Genomic DNA, 18,480 nt, shown 5'->3' with positions numbered 1-18,480 from the left:
GCGTGGCGGCAAAGTAGCACGCACCACCGGCGGCGATAATCCGCCTCCGCCTGCAAAGGGTATTGCGCGAAACGGAATAATAGATGAACCGGACAGGTCTGACTGAACTGGAAATTGTGCTGGCGGTCGCGCGGCGCGGCACCTTTAAAGCGGCGGCCAGCGAGCTGGAGATGTCGCCTTCGGCGGTGACCAATGCGGTTGCCGCGCTGGAGAAACGGCTGGGCGTGCGGCTCTTCAACCGCACCACGCGCAGCGTCGCGCTGACCGATGCCGGACGGCGTTTCAGCGAGAAAATTGTGCCAGCGCTGGCGATGATCCGCAGCGCGGCTGAGGAAGCCGGCAGCGATCCGGGCGATCCGGCCGGCATGCTGCGTCTCAACGTGCCGCCCGAGAGCAGTGCGCTGTGGTACGCATCGATATTGCTGCCGTTCCTGCAGCGCTATCCACGCATTCGCGTCGATATTTACAGCCAGAAAGAGCGGGTGGATATCGTGGCCGACGGCTTCGATGCCGGTATTCGGCTGGCAGAGGACGTGCCGGGCGATATGATTGCCGTCAGGCTGACGCCGGAAATGCGCATGATTGTGGTGGCCGCGCCAGCCTACCTCGCACACGCGGGCACACCGCAGACGCCAGAGGCGCTCGGGCAGCATCAAACCCTGTGTATGCGCATGGCGGACGGCAGCGTTTACCGCTGGGAGCTGAGCCAGCAGCAGCAGCGTTATCGGCTGCAGGGCGAGCCGCGTATGGCGGCCAGCGACATGAGCGCCATCCACCAGGCGGCGCTGGCGGGTCTGGGCATTGCCTGCATGACGGAACAGCAGGTCGCGGCGGATGTGCAGGCGGGCCGACTGGTGCACCTGCTGCCCGGCTGGCAGGTGCCTCTCGGTGCGCTGTGCCTCTACTATCCGGGACACCGGCTGGTGCCGCCGGCGCTGCGGGCGCTCAGCGAATTTGTGCGTGAGCAGCGTGATGCTTCTGCCTCATCTGAAGCCGGATGACGTCCTTTATCAGGCGTTCAGTAACTTCAGCACCTGCTGCGGCAGCTGATTAGCCTGCGCCAGCAGGGCGCTGCTGGCCTGCTGCAGAATTTGCTGACGCGACAGGCTGGAGACTTCCGTAGCGTAATCCGCATCCTCAATACGGGAGCGCGATGCCGCAATCGCGGCGGTGGCGTTGCCCTGCAGCGTTTGCGCCGAGAGCAACCGGTTAGCAACGGCGCCCAGGCGGGTACGCTGACTGTCGATTTGCCCGATGGCGCGATCCAGCGTGGCGAGCGGATCGTCCGGATGCTTCAGGCGGATCTCTGAACCGGTCTCGGCCACGCGCAGCGTCGTAAAGTTGGTGGAGGCATCCGTCACTGACGACAAAGCCGCCTGGAAGTAAATCTGCACGTCACCCACGCCCTGCAGGGTTTTCAGCATCAGGTTGCCGCTATTGTCACTGCGGACGAAGGTGGCGGTTTTATCCAGATTGCCGTTCGGCACATCCATGTAGTAATTGCCGTCGGCGTCGAGTTTCAGCACATCATTACTGCTGTTGCCATCGACATCGGTATAGCGCACATCCACATTGGCCGGATCGAGCGTGATGTAAGAGGTGCCGGTCACGCTGTTTACCGCACTGAAGCTATTAATGCTGCTGGCGCTGGTCGCGACGATGCTCAGGGCATTACTGGTGCCATCCGAGGTCGCGCTGACGGCGGCGTTATAATACTGGTAGTTACCACCGCCGTTATCCACTTCCATTACATACTGCCCGCCGCTGGTGCGCAGCAGACGGCCATTGCTCACCGCGTTGCCGCTGGCATCGCTGAAGCTAAGGCTGGCGGTGCTGGTGTCGATCGCCGGCGTGTCGGTCACCGTGGTCGGCAGGGTCGCGAAATCACTGTCGGTTTTGGCGGCACCGCCGGTCATGCGTGCCGTTACCGCGCCGCTGCTGCCAAAGCTGAGCGTGGCCGGATACCAGCTGTTGTTCTGCTCAATATAATACTGGCCATTATCCTGCGTTAACGTGGCTGCGGGCGTGGTGCTCAGCGCGCTGCCGCTGCTGTCCTGAAAATTAACCGCCGGGATGGTGCGCGACGCAATGCTGCTGACGTTGCTGTACAGCGGCGCCGGATTGCTGCGGCTAATCGAGACGTTACCGGCAGCCGTGGCGGTGTCCCAGCGCGCACTGACGGCGGCCAGATAATAGACCGGCTTGCCGTCGGCATCGCTGCTCTGCACGTACTGGCGGTTATCACCACTGCTGCGCACCAGCTGCGGTGAGCCGCTGGCGGGCAGATAGTTCACGGTGATCGCCGGGTTGCTGAACGCCATATTGGTGGCGAGGCCGGTGAGGGTGGTGACATTGGTCACTTTGCCGCTGATGCCGCTGATCACCAAATCCTTAAGTCCCAGTGCCTCCACGCTGAAGCCGGGTGCCGACAGGTCGAGACTGATTTTCTCGTTGTCATTAGCGCCAACCTGGAATCCCAGCTTACCGGCGCTGCCATCCAGCAGCCTGATGCCGTTAAAGCTGCTGGTGGTGTTGAGCCGGTCAATCTCTTTCAGATTGAGGTTAATCTCCGCCTGAATGGCGTCTGAGTCGCTCTGCGAATTGGTGCTGTTTAATCCCTGAACCGCCAGCTGGCGAATCCGCTGCAGGCGGTTATTGATCTCATCCAGCGCGCTTTCCGCGGTTTCGACCAGTGACAGGCCGTCACCGGTATTACGCTGCGCCACCGCCAGGCCGTTCTGCTGGCTGCTAAAACGGTTACCAATCGCCTGACCTGCCGCATCGTCACGCGCGCTGGTGATGCGCATACCCGACGATAAATGGCGGATCGCATCGCCCAGCGCCGCGCCACTTCTGGCAGATTGCTTGCTGGCGTTGAGGGCAGAGAGATTGGTTTGCAGGCTGATCATTTCCGGGCTCACTGATAAATACACTGATAGCGTTATCGGCATTTACCGGCTTTCTTTAAAAAAATATTTGGCCTAAGTCACGTCAGCGAAGCGCTGATTGTTAAAATAAGCAGCATGAAATCGCGCTAAGTTGAGTTTGTGCTGCAGTAAGGATCTGTATTTTTCTGCACGGCGCTAATTTATAGAGGCAGGGCTTGACGACTACTAAAAATAGCAGGTCAGCAGAATGAATAAAGATTATTACTGCTTAAGCGGGACGGCGAGGGCGTAACCCATTGCAATAACAACCGCTTGGGACGCTACTGGACTTATCCGCCGGTTTCCCTGCTCTTATTCCTGGTCAGCAGCGCGCGCCGCCCTTATCAATCGCCGCGGTTGCGCTTTATCCATGCTAATCAGTCAGCGCGAAATATTGTGGCGGGGCGGGTGAGTAAATTCCGTTTTGGTCTGGAAGGCATTGACCTTATAACTGCGCCTGGTAAGAATGCGGTAAAAGTTTTGAATCAGATCGCAATTTTTGGCCTTGTGCCATTTGCAGTCCGGCTGCGATAGCCGGACTGAATTAACGCCACTTGCACCCCGCGCCGCGCAACACACATCGCGGCGTAATAAAAGTGCAGGGCATACAGCAAATATCGTTAATGTCGTGACGCTCGTTGCGAAGGCCCGTCGAAAGATGCACCTTTTCAACCGCGGTCGGCAGTTCCCGTTCTCCTGATGCGGCAAAAAATAGCTGGAGAGGTAGCGCCGATCAGGATAACGAATAAACCTCTATCTGATAAATGTTTTACCCGGCAGCAACGCAATAAATACGTTGCTGCGCAGGAGATGTTGGGGCTAACTGGCTGATAAATAACTGAACTCTGCGGAGTGCAGCGCCCCTTCTTTACGCCTGAAAATGCACCAAAGAGAATTCCAGCACGCTGGTCGCTGTAAGCCAGGGGCGGTAGCCTGCGGTTTTTACCCTTTAAATCGCCAGATAAACCTGACCTGAATATATAGCGAAATTCTTATCTGGCGCCAGCGAAAAATAGTCTTATTCCGGCGGTCATATTTTGCTGAGGAAACTCTGAAAACAGCGGTGTATTAATGTTAAGCCGCATGAAAGCATAGGCCGTTAAACGTTAAGCATTAACGGTTCAGTATCGATTTTTATTTTGTCACGGCGGGTTCAACCCGCAATAAATTATGTTTTGAGGTCATATGCAAACTCCCGTTAACGACGTGCTGATTAGCGTCATTGTGCCGGTGTATAACGCCGCAGCTTATCTGGAAAGATGCATCGACAGCCTGCTGCAGCAGGATGAGGTTCGCTTTGAGGCCATTTTTATTAATGACGGCTCCAGCGATGACTCGCTGGCGATCCTGCAGCGTTACGCCGGTTATCCGCAGTTCCACCTTATCAGCCAGGCCAACGCGGGCGTCTCGGCGGCGCGCAACCGGGGCATTCGCGCCTCGCGCGGCCGGCTGCTGTGTTTTTTAGACGCCGATGACTTCCTGCCGCCCCAGGCCTTCTCGACGTATGTGCGGCTGATGAGTGATGAAACGGCGATGGTGGTGGGCGAGTCACAACACTTCAACCCGGACGGCGCACCGCTGGATTTTCCCGCCAACCGTGAACAGGCGCACGTGCTGTCGGTGTCGGCGGCGATTAACGATCTGCTCTATTACCACCCGCGCCACGGTATCTGCGACAAGGTGTTTCGCGGCGATGTCATTCGTCAGCACCGACTGCGGTTCAACGAAGAGATCGCCAATTTCGAAGACCTGCTGTTTGTCATGAACTACCTGCATCTGCAGCAGGATCGCCAGGTAGTGATAACGCAGCGGGTGGTTTATCACTACGTCAAATCCACGCACTCCGCCACGCGTTCGGCGCTGCGGGAAAAACATTTCTCTTTTGCCCGCTCGTTCAGCGGCATGAAAGCATTTTTATCGAGCCAGCATTATCGCTGTTATTACCACCTCTATTTAAAAGTCACGGCGTCTTACATCCACAAAGGGCTGCACAGCGACAGCCTGAGCCGCGCCTTTATTGATGAATACATCACGCTCTATCGCCGCAGTTTCCGCAGCTGGTGCTCCGCCGGACCGCTACTTAATCCGTGGAGCCTGTACTTTGCGCTGTTTTTCATTAGCCCGCGCCTGGTTTCACGGCTGCGCCGGCTGGCAGAGAAATAATCGCACCGGAGGCGTTGTGAAAGACAAATTAAAAAACTCCATGTGGATGATTGCCGAAAAGCTGATTGCGGTATTCGGCCTGATCTTTGTCACCTCCTACGTGGCGAAATACGTCGGGCCCACCACCTTCGGCATTATCTCCATCGCCATGCTGGTATTTCAGTTTATTCAGACCATCGCACTGATGGGCAGCGATGTGATTTTGCTGAAACGCATCGCGCAGAATCATCACTCCGGCCTGCGCCTGATGATGGCGACCTTCCTGCTGGTACTGGTGCTGTATTGCGTGCTGTCGATTGTTGGCATGGCGATTATGGAAGAGGAGTGGAGCGCCGACGCGCTGGTCTTTATCTGCGCGGCAGCCATTGCCTGCCTGTTCTCATCCATTGACCTGGTCAATATTTACAACGAAGCGAGGCTCAACGCGCGTCTCAATGTGATTGCCAACGTCATTGGCCTGGCTATCAGCCTGACGGTGCGCTTTCTGATCTCCTATTACCAGCTGGAACCGGCCTGGCTGGCGATTCCGATTGTGCTCGCCACCTTTATTCCTTTCACCATCAAGTTAACGCTGTTTCTGCTGTATGAGCGGCGTGCACCGCTTCCGGCGCTGCGCCACGTGAAAAAGTATTCGCGCTACATGCTGGTGTCCGGCATGTCGCTGATCTTCTCTGCGATTGCCGTTGCGCTCTATACCCGCGTGAATCAAATCAGCGTCTCTTATTTTCTCGGCGTGAAAGAGGCGGGCATTTTTTCCGTGGCGCTGACGTTGTCAACCGCCTGGGTATTTTTACCCAGCGCGCTGCTGGCGTCGTTTTATCCGGCGTTTTTTGCTGAGCGGAATGACCAGCAGGCGATCGTCAAAGCGCAGAAACTGCATCTGCTGGTAATTGGCGTTTCCGCTGCGGTAATTGTGGCGATCTGGCTGCTGTCGGGCTGGTTTATTCGTGACTTCTACGGTGAGCAATATCTTGATGCGGTCGCGCCGACGTTATTACTCAGCCTCGGTGCGATGTGCGCGGTGCTGAGCAGCGTTATGGATCGCTTCATCATTAAATATAACGGCTACCGCTATCTGGTGAAGAAAACCTTCGCGGTATTAGTCATTTGCCTGCTGTCGTCGCTGCTGCTGGTGCCGCATTTCGGCTTAACCGGTGCCGCCATGAGCGTGGTATTAACCGAGTTTTTATCGTTCTCCCTGCTGAATTACTTTTTCCCGGCACAGCCGGTCATGCGTATTCATCTGATCTTTTTCAACCCCAGGAAACTATGGCAGCTCTTTAGCACTATCAAAACCTCAGACAGTAAAGAGAGTTTATCATGAATGAAAAAACGCTATTTAGTATTATCATTCCCGTCTATAACGCGCAAAACACTATCCGGCGTACGCTGCAAAGCGTATTAAATCAAACCTTCAGTAGCTATGAAATAATTGTTGTCAACGATGGCAGTCGCGATAACAGTGCCCGGATTTTGCAGGAATTTGCGCACTATCCGCAGGTTACGGTGCTTAATCAAATTAATGCAGGCGTCAGTGCGGCACGCAATAGCGGGCTGCAGCAGGCCTGCGGGGAATATGTCCTGTTTCTCGATGCCGACGACTGGGTCGACGATAACTTTCTGATGAGTTTCAAACTCAATCTCAATGCCTGGCCGGCCGAGTCGGTGGATTTAATGGTGGGAAATCTCAACGACAATCGCATCGGTAAGATTTCGCAGGCGGGATTCTTCAGCCAGCAGGACATTCCTTACGTGCTGGGTGAACTGGAAATGAGCGATAACATCGGTTATCTGCACAACAAATGTTATCGCCGCCAGATTATTGACGATCTTCATCTGCGCTTCATGGAAGGCGTCTCGATGAGTGAGGACCTGCTGTTTAACCTGAAGTTTTTCAGCTGCGTCAGTAATTTTCTCATTACCCCAGGCGCGGCTTATCATTATGAGGATGTGGCGGGATCGCTGTCGAAACGTAAAGTGCAGTACAGCGAACTGAAAGTGCGTAAACAGTCGCTTACCGATTTGTACGATTCGATTGTGGAAAAGTACGCGTCGGGTAATCTCGACCATTTTTTAAAAGCAATCTCGAAACGCGTGCTGGCACTGGATATGCAGATTGTCACCGCTATGTATCACGCCTCGTTTTCACCTGCTGATATTGCGCAGGAAATTAATCAAATCAAGCGCGGAAAATATTCTAAAGGTATTTTTACGCTGCTGAATAAAAATGAAAAACTGAAGTACATGATTATGAATTTGAATACTATCACAGCGTACTATTTCCTTTATGCCCTCTACAGAATGCGGGCGTTCTGATTTTCAATTCTCCCGGCGTTATCCTCTGGCGAAGTAAAGCATTGCCCGAGGCTAGCTGCCGGGGGAGTTTCCTTCACAGCGCTCTGCTGCTGGCAACATCCCCGCACTTCATTCTCCCGCTCATGTCCACTTCGCGCTGAGTCTTGCACTCCTGACGCTTCTCAGGTCAAATAGCGCACAGGCAATCGATTGCGTGCGTGTTTCGTGCGTTATTGTTGCTTTTATCGCCATCTCGCGCATTTTTACCGCCTTTGTGATGCATGTCTTGCGTTGCGGCAATCCACGCCGGGCAAAAACGGGTAGCATAGGCGCGTTTTGTGAAGCGACCGCACGCTGCAGGCCGCCGCGAATTTTTAGCCGTCGTTCCGGCTGCATTTGAGACAATTTTGGAGAGACAGATGGATAACTCACAAACCGGTACCCTCGGTACGGTGGAGGCGGCAGCAACCGGCTGGCGCAAGAGTGATACAGTGTGGATGCTGGGCCTGTACGGCACCGCGATTGGCGCAGGGGTGCTGTTTCTGCCGATTAACGCCGGCGCGGGCGGGCTGATTCCATTACTCATCATGGCGATTCTCGCCTTCCCGATGACCTTCTTTGCGCACCGTGCGCTGACGCGCTTTGTGCTCTCCGGCAAAAATCCCGGTGCGGATATCACGGACGTAGTGGAAGAGCATTTCGGTGTCGGCGCCGGTAAGATCATCACGCTGCTCTACTTCTTTGCCATCTACCCGATCCTGCTGATGTACAGCGTAGCGATCACCAATACCGTGGACAGCTTTATTGTGCACCAGCTCGGGCTGGTATCGCCGCCGCGTGCGCTGCTGTCGCTGATTTTGATTGCTGGCATGATGACGGTGGTGCGCTTCGGCGAGCAGATGATTGTCAAAGCGATGAGCGTGCTGGTGTTTCCATTTGTGGCGGTGCTGATGCTGCTGGCTGCGTATCTGGTGCCGCACTGGCACGGCGCGGCGCTGGAGACCTTATCGTTTGCGCAAAGCGGCAGCGACAGTAGTATCTGGATGACGCTGTGGCTGGCGATTCCGGTGATGGTGTTCTCCTTTAACCATTCGCCGATTATCTCGTCTTTTGCCGTGGCGAAACGCGCCGAGTACGGCGCCGGCGCGGAGAAGAAGTGTTCACGCATTCTGGCCAGCGCCCATCTGATGATGGTGGTGACCGTGATGTTCTTTGTGTTCAGCTGCGTGCTGAGCCTGTCGCCCGCCGATTTACAGGCAGCAAAGGCGCAGAACATCACCATTCTGTCCTATCTGGCGAACCACTTTAACGTGCCGATGATTGCCTGGATGGGGCCGATTGTCGCCATCGTGGCGATCACCAAATCGTTCCTCGGCCACTATCTGGGCGCGCGTGAAGGCTTCAACGGCATGGTAGCGAAGTCGCTGCGCAGCCGCGGTAAAACCATCACGCCGCAGAAAATGAATCGCCTGACCACGCTGTTTATGCTGCTGACCACCTGGCTGGTTGCCACTCTGAACCCAAGCATTCTCGGCATGATTGAGACGCTGGGCGGGCCGGTGATTGCGATGATTCTGTTCCTGATGCCGATGTACGCTATTCATAAAGTCCCGGCGATGCGCCAGTACAGCGGCAAAATCAGCAACCTGTTTGTGGTGCTGGTGGGGATTCTGGCGATTTCATCCATCGCTTATTCGCTGATGAATTAACAGCAGGACGCGGTGCGCCGGACCCGATGCGCACCGCCATGACAACGCCAGCGACACTAAACGGCCCCGTCTGACGCATGCAGAACGGGGCTGTCTGTTTTAAACCGCAGCGGTTTTAAACACGCTCATCGACTGCGCCAGACGATCGGCCTGCTCCTGCAGTGCCTGAGACGCAGCGGACGCTTCCTGCACCAGCGCGGCGTTCTGCTGCGTCACCGCTTCCATCTGCGTAATGGCCTGATTGATTTCACTGATGCCGCTGCTCTGTTCGCTGCTGGCAATGGTGATTTCGCTCATGATCTCCGCCACGCTGCTTACGCTATTGACCACCTCACCAATGGTTGAACCGGCGTGCGTCACCAGACGGCTGCCTTCATCCACCTTCGCCACCGAGTCTTCAATCAGCACTTTGATCTCTTTCGCCGCGGAGGCAGAACGCTGCGCCAGGTTACGCACTTCGGTGGCGACGACGGCAAATCCGCGACCCTGTTCACCAGCGCGCGCCGCTTCGACCGCCGCGTTGAGCGACAGGATGTTGGTCTGGAAGGCGATAGAGTCGATCACGCTGATGATGTCGACAATCTTCTTCGAGGAGAGGGCAATCGCCTCCATCTTCACAATCACCTGCTCCATCACTTCACCGCCTTCTTTGGCGACGCCGGAGGTTTTCGCCACCAGCGAGTTGGCTTCGCGCGCATTGTCGGCGTTGTGCTTCACGGTAGCGGTCATCTGCTCCATCGCGGACGCCGTCTCTTCCAGCGAGCTGGCCTGCTGTTCAGTGCGCGAAGAGAGATCGATGTTGCCGCTGGAGATCTGGTTGGACGCCACCGCGATGGTGTCGGATCCGGCGCGTACGTCGGAAACAATGGTCAGCAGGTTATCGTTCATCGCCTGCAGAGCCTGCATCAGCGCGCCCGTTTCATCTTTGCTGCGTATTTCAATGCGCGAGCTGAGATCGCCGGCAGCCACTTTGCTGGCGATGGTCACCGCTTCATTCAGCGGATGCACAATCGAACGGGTCAGCAGCCAGCCCATCACCACGGCTGCGAGAATGGCGAGCGCGGAGAACACCAGCGTGACTTCAATCGCCGTGGTGCCATCGTCGATAATGCCGGCACCTTCCTGCTGGAGCTGCGAGGACTGGGAATCAGCAAACGCCACCGCCAGGTCGAGGTAGGCATTCTGCACGGCGGTAATTTTTTTCAGCACGTAGTAGCTGGCGTCATCGGCTTTACCGGCCCGCACCAGATCCAGCACCTCATTTTTCTGCTGTTCAAACTGCTGACTGGCAGCCAGCAGGCTGGCAATTTTCTTCTTGCCCACGGCGGTAATCTGAATCGCTTCGATCTTCTTCATCGCCGCGTTGGTGCGGGCGGTGGCGTCTGCCAGTTGCTGAAAGCGCTGCACGTTGAACTGCGGTCGGGTGGTATCGATGACGATGCCACGCAGGTATTTGATCTGATCGTTGACGCCATCGCGCACGTCAAAGCCGAGCCGCACTTTTACATAGCGATCTTCCACAATCGAGGTAATGCCGCTCTTGATGTTGTTGATCTTCATGATTGAGGTAATACCAATCACCACCAGTAGTGCCACCACTAAACCAAAGGCGATGCCCAGGCGGACGCCGACCTTCATATTCTTTAAGCTCAACATTGGATCTCCCCGCAATGCCAGAATGCTGTTGTATTAAAACGGAAACGCAGACGATGGGTCTGCAATATGTCGATGATGTGTAAAGGAAAGATTTTTTGCCGTTGCGGCGAGACGGGTCTGGCGCCACCTGCGCAGGCGCTAAAGTTATCGGTTGCTAATGTTTTAACTTTAATTTTTTAGGGATTTGTCACAAAACGGTTAAGAGGGCTTAAGGTTGATTAATCACTGGTCGTAATTAGGTGGCATCACGGCCTATGCCGGTGCGCAAAATTGCGCACCCTACAAAAACGCGCAGAGGCGGATGCGATATCTGAATTATCCCGTCGCACAAACCGTAGCGGCGCGATTCATCGCGCATTCCATTTCCCGCACCGTGGCGGAATGCGCAATAAATTGCGCCGCTACCACCCGTGCGGTTATCAGCGGCATCACATGGAAGGAATATCAGTCAACCGTGCGGTTATCAGCGGCATCACATGAAAGGAATATCTGCACGATAAGTCGCGCCATCATGATTCATTGCGGATGGGATATCTGCATTATCCCGTCGCACAAACCGTAGCGGCGCGATTCATCGCGCATTTCATTTCCCGCACCGTGGCGGAATGCGCAATAAATTATGCCCCCTGCAAAAAACGCGCAGAGACCCTGTAGGGTCACCATTCATGGTGACCTGGGACGATTAATAGATCAGTAAGACAGGATAAATACGCCGTTACGGTAACGCTGCTGAAGGCTGGCGAGCGGGCACAAAAAAGGCGCGAACATCGCGCCTGAGGGGATAATCGGGGTAAGCGCTTAGCGCTTCTTCTCCAGCACGCGATAAATCACGCTGGAAAGCTCGTTGATTTCAAACTTAGCGACGTAACCGTCAGCGCCCACTTTGCGCACGTGATCTTCGTTGGCGCTGCCGGAAAGCGACGAGTGAATCACCACCGGAATCTGCCGCAGTGCGTCGTCGCGCTTGATGTTACGCGTCAGGGTAAAGCCGTCCATCTCCGGCATTTCGAGGTCGGTCAGCACCAGCGCGATTTTGTCGTGAATCGACTCGCCGTTACCCTGCGCTTCTTTCTGCATCTCGCTGATTTTAATCCACGCTTCAAGCCCGGTATTGTGCATGATGGCCGGAATGCCCATGCTTTTCAGCCCCTGTTCCAGCAGCTGACGCGCCACTTTCGAGTCTTCAGCAACAATCGCGACCTGGCCGGGTTTAAGGTTGAAATTCTTCGCCGTCTCTTCGCTCGGCTCAACGCCGCGCACCGACGGAATAATGTCATACAGAATCTGCTCGACGTCGAGCACCAGTGCCAGATTGTTGCTCTGACCGTCGGTGTCCAGACAGGCGATGCTGGTGATGTTACGGCTGCCGATGCCCGCTTCCGCCGTGTGCACCTGATTCCAGTCGAGACGCACAATGTTCTCCACCGATTCCACGGCAAATGCCTGGGTGCTGCGCGCGTATTCGGTCACCAGCAGCAGGTTGAGGCCGGTTTCCGGTTTGCAGCCGGTTACGGCCGGCAGGTCGATCACCGGAATAAACTGGCCGCGAATGCTGGCCATGCCGAGCAGCGGTGAATTCATGCCGGCGGCGCGGGTAATCGTCGGCATCGGCACAATTTCACGCAGTTTGAATACGTTGATGCCGTACAGCTCAGATTTGCCTTTCAGCCGATCGGAACCCAGCCGGAACAGCAGCAGTTCGAATTTGTTAGAAAGCGCAAGGTTAGCGCGTTCATCGATCTCTTTCTGAAAATTATCCATTGTGGCCTCGGGGCAGAATCTGGGCGGAGTAAAGGGCAGGGCAATAGCGCCATGATTAACTTATCGGCAGCGGAGGAAAAAAATGAAGGGAAGGGCGATGAAAATTTAGCGTAAGGGCGATCGCCCTCACGCTCACGACAGTTACTTCAGCAGAATCGCGCGCACGCTTTTGCCTTTGATCTTGCCCTCTTTCAGCTTGATCAGCGCTTTTTTCGCCTGCGCGGCGTCGATGGCGACATACGCATGGGTCGGGGTGAGATCGATTTTACCGATCTGATCGCCGCTGAAACCGGCTTCACCGGTCAGGGCGCCCAGAATATCGCCGGGACGCATCTTGGCTTTGCGCCCACCGTCAATGCACAGCGTCATCATTGCCGCCGGCAGCGGCTGTGCGCCTTTGCCTTTCAGCGTGCTGGCCGGCTGCCAGTTGAGCTTCTGCTGCAGGTAATCTTCCAGCGCATGGGCGCGCACCATTTCGTCGGCCGCCACAAAACTGACCGCCAGCCCCTGTTCGCCGGCGCGGCCGGTACGGCCAATGCGGTGAATGTGTACTTCCGGATCCCACGCCAGCTGGAAGTTAACCACCAGCGCCAGCGATTTAATGTCGAGGCCGCGCGCGGCGACGTCGGTGGCGATCAGCACACGGATGCTGCCGTTGGCAAAGCGAATCAGCACGCGTTCGCGATCGCGCTGTTCCAGATCGCCGTGCAGCGCCAGCGCGCTGATCTGGCGATCGTTGAGCGCGGCTGCAATCTCATCGCATTCCCGTTTGGTGTTACAGAACACCACGCAGGAAGCCGGTTGCTGCTGGCTGAGCAGAGCGCTGAGCAGGTTAATACGCTCGCTGGCGCTGGCTTCAATAAACTGCTGCTCAATTGCCGGCAGTTCCGACTGCGCTTCGGTCGCTACCGCCAGCGCATCGCGCTGAAAGCGCTGACTCAGGCTGGCAATGGTATCGGGCCAGGTGGCGGAGAACAGCAGCGTCTGACGCGAATCCGGCGTAAAGCCAATGATGGCTTCCATATCGTCGCGGAAACCCATCTCCAGCATGCGATCGGCTTCGTCCAGTACCAGGCTCTGCAACTGACTCAAATCGAGATTGTCACGCTTGAGATGATCGAGGATGCGCCCCGGCGTGCCGACCACAATATGCGGCGCGTGCACCAGCGAGTCGCGCTGCGCGCTCATCGGCTGGCCGCCGCACAGCGTCAGGATCTTGATATTGCGGGTAAAGCGCGCCAGCTGACGCAGCACGTTGCTGACCTGGTCGGCCAGTTCACGTGTCGGGCACAGCACCAGCGCCTGGGTATGAAAACGTCCGCTGTCGATGCGGTTCAGCACGCCAATACCGAAGGCGGCGGTTTTGCCGCTGCCGGTTTGCGCCTGCGCCCGCACATCGCGTCCGCTAAGGATGGCCGGCAGGGAAGCGGCCTGAATCGGCGTCATGGCGTCGAAGCCCATCTCGCGCAGGTTATCGAGCTGGCTGGCAGGCAGTTGCGTCAGGGTAGAAAAAGCAGTCACAGGAGCATCTCAGGTAGTAGCAGGAATAGCGGCGGCCAGTCTGGCAGAAAGGCGGGCTATCGGCAACGGCAATTGCGGCAATAATCACGCGGTGAAATTAGTCAGCCGTTGCGCTTTGTCAGGTCAATGATGAGGTGCAACTATCGCAAAGTTTTAATGAATGTTCCGAATTTCACACGAAGCAGCACGAACGGTAAAAACGCTTTTTCGAGGGAAAAAATGATATTAGCGGCAGGTAAGCGGCAATATCGCGGCATGTTACGGCTATTTTCAGTAAGATTTCGCTTATATGTTACGCGTTATGCGGAAAATCTGAGTAAAAATCCTAACCGCTTTGCTTTATATTTAGCGCGCCATTTGGCAATTAATAATTACTTCAGAGGTCACCTCATTGAGTCACTATGTCCAGGGACAAAACGAAGACGTTCTGAAAATCGTCGGCCGCGCCGTGCTAACGCTGCATCTGCATGGAGAGACGTTATCCTCCGATAAAGTCAGCTCCATGATTGCCTGTTATGCGGAAGAAGAGCCTGTTAATGACGATGAGCACCAGCGCCTGTATGCGCTGGCGATTCAGATGTTGTCTTAAATCCAGCATTATCATCGGGCTTGCCGCGCCGGTGTCACCTTCCAAAGCCTCCTGCGGGAGGCTTTTTTGTGGCCGGGTCTGGCGTGCTGGTGCTGGCTGCGATGCGCCTTCAGGCGCTGAATATCGGCGTGCCGTGCTGGAACGTAGCGCGCACCGGCGCAATGCGCGCCACGGCTTCCGCCGAGCAGCTGGCGTCGACCAGCATCATACTGGCTTCATCCTGCAGCTGCGGCCACTGGCGCTCACCGCTATTGGCGAGCGGCAGAATGCCGCCGGTGGCGATATGCAGCGCGCGGCTCAGGCCAAACTCATCCGATCCGCGATACAGCTGGGCATACAGATTGGCTTTCTCCAGCATGCTGCCGGTACCGAACGGCGACCAGTGATCGATCACGCTGTCGGTGCCGGTCATCACTGTCACGCCCGCTGCCTGCAGCTGCGGCAATGGCATCGTCAGCTTGCCAATCGGAATCGTTGATGCCACGCTCATCTGCTGTTCGGCCATGCCGGCGATAATCTCATCCAGCGCCTTACCTTCCAGCGTGGCGAGCGCGAAACCGTGGCTCAGTGTCACTTTGCCTTTCAGCTGCGGGTTACGGGCGATGGTGGCGACCATGTACTGAATGGCTGCCACGCCGGCGGCGCTGGTCTCATGCAGATGAATGTCCACGCCGCGATCGTAATCGAGCGCGATGCGAAACATCGCATCAAGCGAAGCCTGCATGGCACCATCCACGTTGGTGGGATCCAGCCCACCGACATACTGCACGCCGAGCTGCATCGCCTCACGCATCAGACCATCGACCTGCGAATGCAGCAAACCATGCTGCGGAAAAGCAACGATCTCACAGCGAAACGCCGGATGGTTGGCCAGCGCCAGCTGCAGATGTTCGAGACTTTGCAGGCCACTGACTGGATCGATGTTGCAGTGGCTGCGCGCTTCGGTGCTGCCTTTACTTTGCAGCAGGCCAATCAGCGCTTCGGCGCGCGCCTGCGAGGTTGGCAGCAGCTGGGGAATCAGCACCTGCTCGCGCGCAATCATATCCATGATGGTCTTGCCCTGCCGCGGACGCGGTGCCTGCCATGGTCCGCCGTAAAAGGTTTTATCCAGATGGATGTGCATGTCCCGCGTGCGCGGTAACAGCAGCGCACCGCCGGCATCCCACTGCGGCAGGGCAGGCTGGCGCGCCTGGCCGGCGGCGCTAATGGCGCTGAACTTGCCTTCTTTAATGGTGATGTCGTACAGCGCAGTGCGAGTGGCTACTATCTCCGCGCCGTCGCGCTCAAATCCCTCTTCGAGGCGCACATTCAGCAACTGATAGTGCGCCACGGCAGGCGGCGGGGTGGACGAGACCGGTGGTGTGTCGGGACGGGCAGCGCTGCTCATGCCAGCCATCATCAGGCTGCCTGCGGCAGTAAGGCGGACGCCGTGGCTGAGAAAATCACGGCGGCTGGAAGCGGTCAGAGGCATCGGAAACTCCAGGCAAAAGGAAAAAACCTAATCTGGCAAAACCGACGCCGCCGCGCTGCGATATTTCCCACTGCCTGGCAGTGGAAAAATCACTGCCACTGTAGCTGGCAGAATTGCACCAGCGCAGCGGCCAGTGCCTGTTGCAGCGCATCCTGCGGCTTACGGCAGAACAGCGCCAGCTCGAAATGGCTGATGACCGGTAAACCCTCAGCGCTGCCCAGCACGCGGTGACCGGGCAGGCGGCAGCTGGCGGGCAGCAGCGTCAGGCCGAGACCAGCGGCGCTGGCGCTGGCGAGGGCCACCAGGCTGGCGCTGCTGTAACTGATGCGCCAGCTGCGGCCGAGCGCATCCAGCGTCTGACACATCTCTTCGCGATACAGCCCCTGCTGCGGAAATACCACCAGCGGCAGCGGCGTCTGGTCAAAGCAGGGGTGTTCGGCACTGTCCAGCCACAGCAGTGGCTCGGGCCGGGCGGCCAGCGGGCGATCGCCGCCCGGCTGCTTGATCAGCATCAGATCCAGCTCTTCGCGCTGCCATGCGCGATGCAAATCGACGTACATGCCGCTCATCACGTCAAGACGCAGCTGCGGATGCTGTCGGCTGAATCCGGCCAGCAGGCTGGCGGTCGGGGCGGCAAAATCCTCCGGCACGCCAATGCGCACAATGCCGTCGCGCCACTTATCGCTCAGCACATCGTGCGCTTCGCCGTTAAGGGCGATGATGCGACGCGCGTAGCCGAGCAATTTTTCTCCCTCTTCGGTCAGCGCCACCTGATGTGAGGTGCGCTGTAACAGCGCTTTACCCACCATCTCTTCCAGCCGCCGCACCTGCTGACTGACCGTCGACTGCGACAAGTGCACACGCTCGGCGGCGCGGGTAAAGCTGGCGGTCTCGCACACCGCCACAAAGCTTAATAGCTGCTGCGGCGTAAACATTGGCTGACGATTCATTTATCCACTGCCCATCATGGTGTTATTTCATTTCCAAATAGTACTGTCTGCTGCGATGCTGACAACCTTTTCACTGCAGGATGGGTTATGAACCGACATGCCAATACGTTAACGCTGGCTGCGCTGGTACTGGCCGGGCTGAACATGCGCCCACTGCTGACCTCGGTCAGTCCGCTGCTGGGCCAGCTGCGCCACAGCCTGCATCTGTCAGGGCTGGCCGCCTCGCTGCTGCCGGCGGTGCCGATGGTGATGATGGGCGCGGTGGCGCTGTTCAGCGCCACGCTGATGCAGCGCATGGCTTTAAAGCCCTTACTGCTGGCCGGGCTGACGTTATTGCTGCTGGCACTGGCGGCGCGCGGCGTGATCGATAGCGGCAGCGGGCTGGTGCTCAGCGCGCTGTTTGCTGGCATCGGTGTCGGCGTGGTGCAGATGGCGATGCCGGGACTGATTCGACAGCGTTTTAGCCGGCGCAGCGCGGCGGTTACCGGGCTGTGGGCGGGCGCGCTGATGGGCGGCGGCGGACTGGGCGCGGCGCTGTCGCCGTGGCTCAGCGCGCAGCTTGGCGTACCGCTGGCGCTCAGCGGCTGGGCGCTGCCGGTGCTGCTGGCTATCCTGCTGTGGCTACGGGTGCGCGTGCCTGCTGCGCCGGATGCCGCGCAGGTAACGCTGCCGCCGCTGTGGCGTAAGCCGCGCGCCTGGTCGCTGGCGCTGAGCTTTGGCCTGGTCAACGGCGGCTATGCCACCTGCGTTGCCTGGCTGCCGGATGCGTATCACCGGCTGGGCTGGTCGGCGCAGGCCGGCGGCTCGCTGCTGGGCGTGATGATTCTGAGCCAGGTTGCCGGCGCGCTGCTGATGCCGCTGCTGGCGCGCGGTGCCGATCGCCGTCCGCAGCTGATTGTCAGTCTGCTGTGCCAGCTGGCCGGGATGAGCGGGTTTCTTTTTGCGCCGCTGCTGGCGCCGTGGCTGTGGGCCGCCATCGCCGGCTTCGGTCTCGGTGCCGCGTTCCCGCTGGCGATGGTGCTGGCGCTCGATCATCTGCCGCAGCCGCAGGCAGGCGCGCGGCTGGTGGCCTTCATGCAGGGCGCAGGATTCATCATCGCCGGCTGCATGCCGTTTATTGCCGGTCAGTTGCAGGTGCTCACCCATAGCTTTGCCAGCGTATGGCTGATGCAGGGCATCGTGACGCTGGGGCTGATCGGACTCAATCTGCGTTTTCATCCGCGCAGCTATGCGCGCGCCTTTGGTGCGGCAGCGCGCTGATTGGTCCTACCAATGTTATAAAAATGTAGCCACATGGTCACATAACACGAAAAATCACGCCTGCCGCGTTGCTTTGGGTTAACAATGCATTAACTATCTGGAGCCAGAAAGCCCGTCAGCCGCAATGTGGTCCTACCAATTGTGGTGCGGAACCGGGCAACAATCTGCGGCGCACGCC

Annotated in this window: 13 protein-coding genes; 7 read left to right on the top strand and 6 right to left on the bottom strand. The window is 57.4% G+C overall.

The features are described from left to right. Nucleotides 1-83 precede the first annotated feature (83 nt). Nucleotides 84-1,001 (top strand): LysR family transcriptional regulator, encoded by a 918-nt coding sequence (locus C1N60_RS15720; RefSeq protein WP_104189145.1) that lies wholly within the window; start codon nucleotides 84-86, stop codon nucleotides 999-1,001. Nucleotides 1,002-1,010: 9 nt separating this feature from the next. Here C1N60_RS15720 and C1N60_RS15715 read toward each other — a convergent pair whose 3' ends face one another. Continuing rightward, nucleotides 1,011-2,909: a flagellin N-terminal helical domain-containing protein gene (locus tag C1N60_RS15715; protein ID WP_394521075.1), complete on the bottom strand. Its 1,899-nt coding sequence runs from the start codon at nucleotides 2,907-2,909 to the stop codon at nucleotides 1,011-1,013. A gap of 1,203 nt (nucleotides 2,910-4,112) precedes the next feature. Between C1N60_RS15715 and C1N60_RS15710 the strand changes: the two genes are divergently transcribed. The 4 genes from C1N60_RS15710 to C1N60_RS15695 all read left to right on the top strand — a co-directional run bounded on the left by C1N60_RS15710 (nucleotide 4,113) and on the right by C1N60_RS15695 (nucleotide 9,094). Further along, nucleotides 4,113-5,090: a glycosyltransferase family 2 protein gene (locus C1N60_RS15710; RefSeq protein ID WP_394521074.1), complete on the top strand. Its 978-nt coding sequence runs from the start codon at nucleotides 4,113-4,115 to the stop codon at nucleotides 5,088-5,090. A gap of 16 nt (nucleotides 5,091-5,106) precedes the next feature. Next, nucleotides 5,107-6,414 (top strand): oligosaccharide flippase family protein, encoded by a 1,308-nt coding sequence (locus C1N60_RS15705; RefSeq protein ID WP_058758004.1) that lies wholly within the window; start codon nucleotides 5,107-5,109, stop codon nucleotides 6,412-6,414. After that, a complete protein-coding gene (locus C1N60_RS15700; protein ID WP_059011023.1) occupies nucleotides 6,411-7,406 on the top strand; it encodes a glycosyltransferase family 2 protein in 996 nt (331 codons plus the stop codon). The genes C1N60_RS15705 and C1N60_RS15700 overlap by 4 nt, the downstream gene beginning before the upstream one ends. 398 nt (nucleotides 7,407-7,804) lie before the next feature. Continuing rightward, complete coding sequence (locus C1N60_RS15695; protein ID WP_021507261.1) at nucleotides 7,805-9,094, top strand: HAAAP family serine/threonine permease; 1,290 nt, start codon at nucleotides 7,805-7,807, stop codon at nucleotides 9,092-9,094. A 99-nt stretch (nucleotides 9,095-9,193) separates the two neighbouring features. On the opposite strand, the gene C1N60_RS15690 is transcribed toward C1N60_RS15695, so the two are convergent. The 3 genes from C1N60_RS15690 to dbpA all read right to left on the bottom strand — a co-directional run bounded on the left by C1N60_RS15690 (nucleotide 9,194) and on the right by dbpA (nucleotide 14,032). Then, nucleotides 9,194-10,750, bottom strand: a complete 1,557-nt coding sequence (locus C1N60_RS15690) for a methyl-accepting chemotaxis protein (protein ID WP_058758001.1) — start codon at nucleotides 10,748-10,750, stop codon at nucleotides 9,194-9,196. A 798-nt stretch (nucleotides 10,751-11,548) separates the two neighbouring features. Beyond that, nucleotides 11,549-12,511, bottom strand: coding sequence for a chemotaxis protein (locus C1N60_RS15685; protein WP_394521073.1), 963 nt, complete (start codon nucleotides 12,509-12,511; stop codon nucleotides 11,549-11,551). A gap of 141 nt (nucleotides 12,512-12,652) precedes the next feature. Then, entirely contained in the window at nucleotides 12,653-14,032 is a 1,380-nt protein-coding gene (gene dbpA, locus C1N60_RS15680; protein ID WP_058758000.1) for an ATP-dependent RNA helicase DbpA, read from the bottom strand. A gap of 391 nt (nucleotides 14,033-14,423) precedes the next feature. Here dbpA and C1N60_RS15675 point away from each other — a divergent pair, with 391 nt between their 5' ends. Next, the gene (locus tag C1N60_RS15675) at nucleotides 14,424-14,621 is read left to right on the top strand and encodes a hypothetical protein (RefSeq protein ID WP_010618157.1); all 198 of its coding nucleotides are present in this window, start codon (nucleotides 14,424-14,426) and stop codon (nucleotides 14,619-14,621) included. Nucleotides 14,622-14,730: 109 nt separating this feature from the next. On the opposite strand, the gene C1N60_RS15670 is transcribed toward C1N60_RS15675, so the two are convergent. Together C1N60_RS15670 and C1N60_RS15665 are read right to left on the bottom strand one after the other, a co-directional pair. Next, the gene (locus tag C1N60_RS15670; RefSeq protein ID WP_394521072.1) at nucleotides 14,731-16,092 is read right to left on the bottom strand and encodes an amidohydrolase; all 1,362 of its coding nucleotides are present in this window, start codon (nucleotides 16,090-16,092) and stop codon (nucleotides 14,731-14,733) included. Between the two features lie 89 nt (nucleotides 16,093-16,181). Then, nucleotides 16,182-17,042, bottom strand: a complete 861-nt coding sequence (locus C1N60_RS15665) for a LysR family transcriptional regulator (protein ID WP_031279666.1) — start codon at nucleotides 17,040-17,042, stop codon at nucleotides 16,182-16,184. Nucleotides 17,043-17,129: 87 nt separating this feature from the next. On the opposite strand from C1N60_RS15665, the gene C1N60_RS15660 reads away from it, so the two are divergent. Continuing rightward, nucleotides 17,130-18,302, top strand: coding sequence for a cyanate transporter (locus C1N60_RS15660; RefSeq protein ID WP_394521071.1), 1,173 nt, complete (start codon nucleotides 17,130-17,132; stop codon nucleotides 18,300-18,302). The last annotated feature ends 178 nt before the right edge of the window (nucleotides 18,303-18,480 follow it).

Source organism: Pantoea sp. SGAir0184, assembly GCF_043544755.1.
The sequence above is the reverse complement of the archived record's forward strand: the minus strand, read 5'-3'. Positions and strand labels throughout refer to the sequence as shown.

Excerpts from the sequence above, each read along its gene's own strand:
- C1N60_RS15720 (WP_104189145.1), top strand. The coding sequence starts at position 84 with ATGAACCGGACAGGTCTGACTGAACTGGAAATTGTGCTGGCGGTCGCG.
- C1N60_RS15715 (WP_394521075.1), bottom strand. The coding sequence starts at position 2,909 with ATGATCAGCCTGCAAACCAATCTCTCTGCCCTCAACGCCAGCAAGCAA.
- C1N60_RS15710 (WP_394521074.1), top strand. The coding sequence starts at position 4,113 with ATGCAAACTCCCGTTAACGACGTGCTGATTAGCGTCATTGTGCCGGTG.
- C1N60_RS15700 (WP_059011023.1), top strand. The coding sequence starts at position 6,411 with ATGAATGAAAAAACGCTATTTAGTATTATCATTCCCGTCTATAACGCG.
- C1N60_RS15695 (WP_021507261.1), top strand. The coding sequence starts at position 7,805 with ATGGATAACTCACAAACCGGTACCCTCGGTACGGTGGAGGCGGCAGCA.
- C1N60_RS15690 (WP_058758001.1), bottom strand. The coding sequence starts at position 10,750 with ATGTTGAGCTTAAAGAATATGAAGGTCGGCGTCCGCCTGGGCATCGCC.
- C1N60_RS15685 (WP_394521073.1), bottom strand. The coding sequence starts at position 12,511 with ATGGATAATTTTCAGAAAGAGATCGATGAACGCGCTAACCTTGCGCTT.
- C1N60_RS15670 (WP_394521072.1), bottom strand. The coding sequence starts at position 16,092 with ATGCCTCTGACCGCTTCCAGCCGCCGTGATTTTCTCAGCCACGGCGTC.
- C1N60_RS15665 (WP_031279666.1), bottom strand. The coding sequence starts at position 17,042 with ATGAATCGTCAGCCAATGTTTACGCCGCAGCAGCTATTAAGCTTTGTG.
- C1N60_RS15660 (WP_394521071.1), top strand. The coding sequence starts at position 17,130 with ATGAACCGACATGCCAATACGTTAACGCTGGCTGCGCTGGTACTGGCC.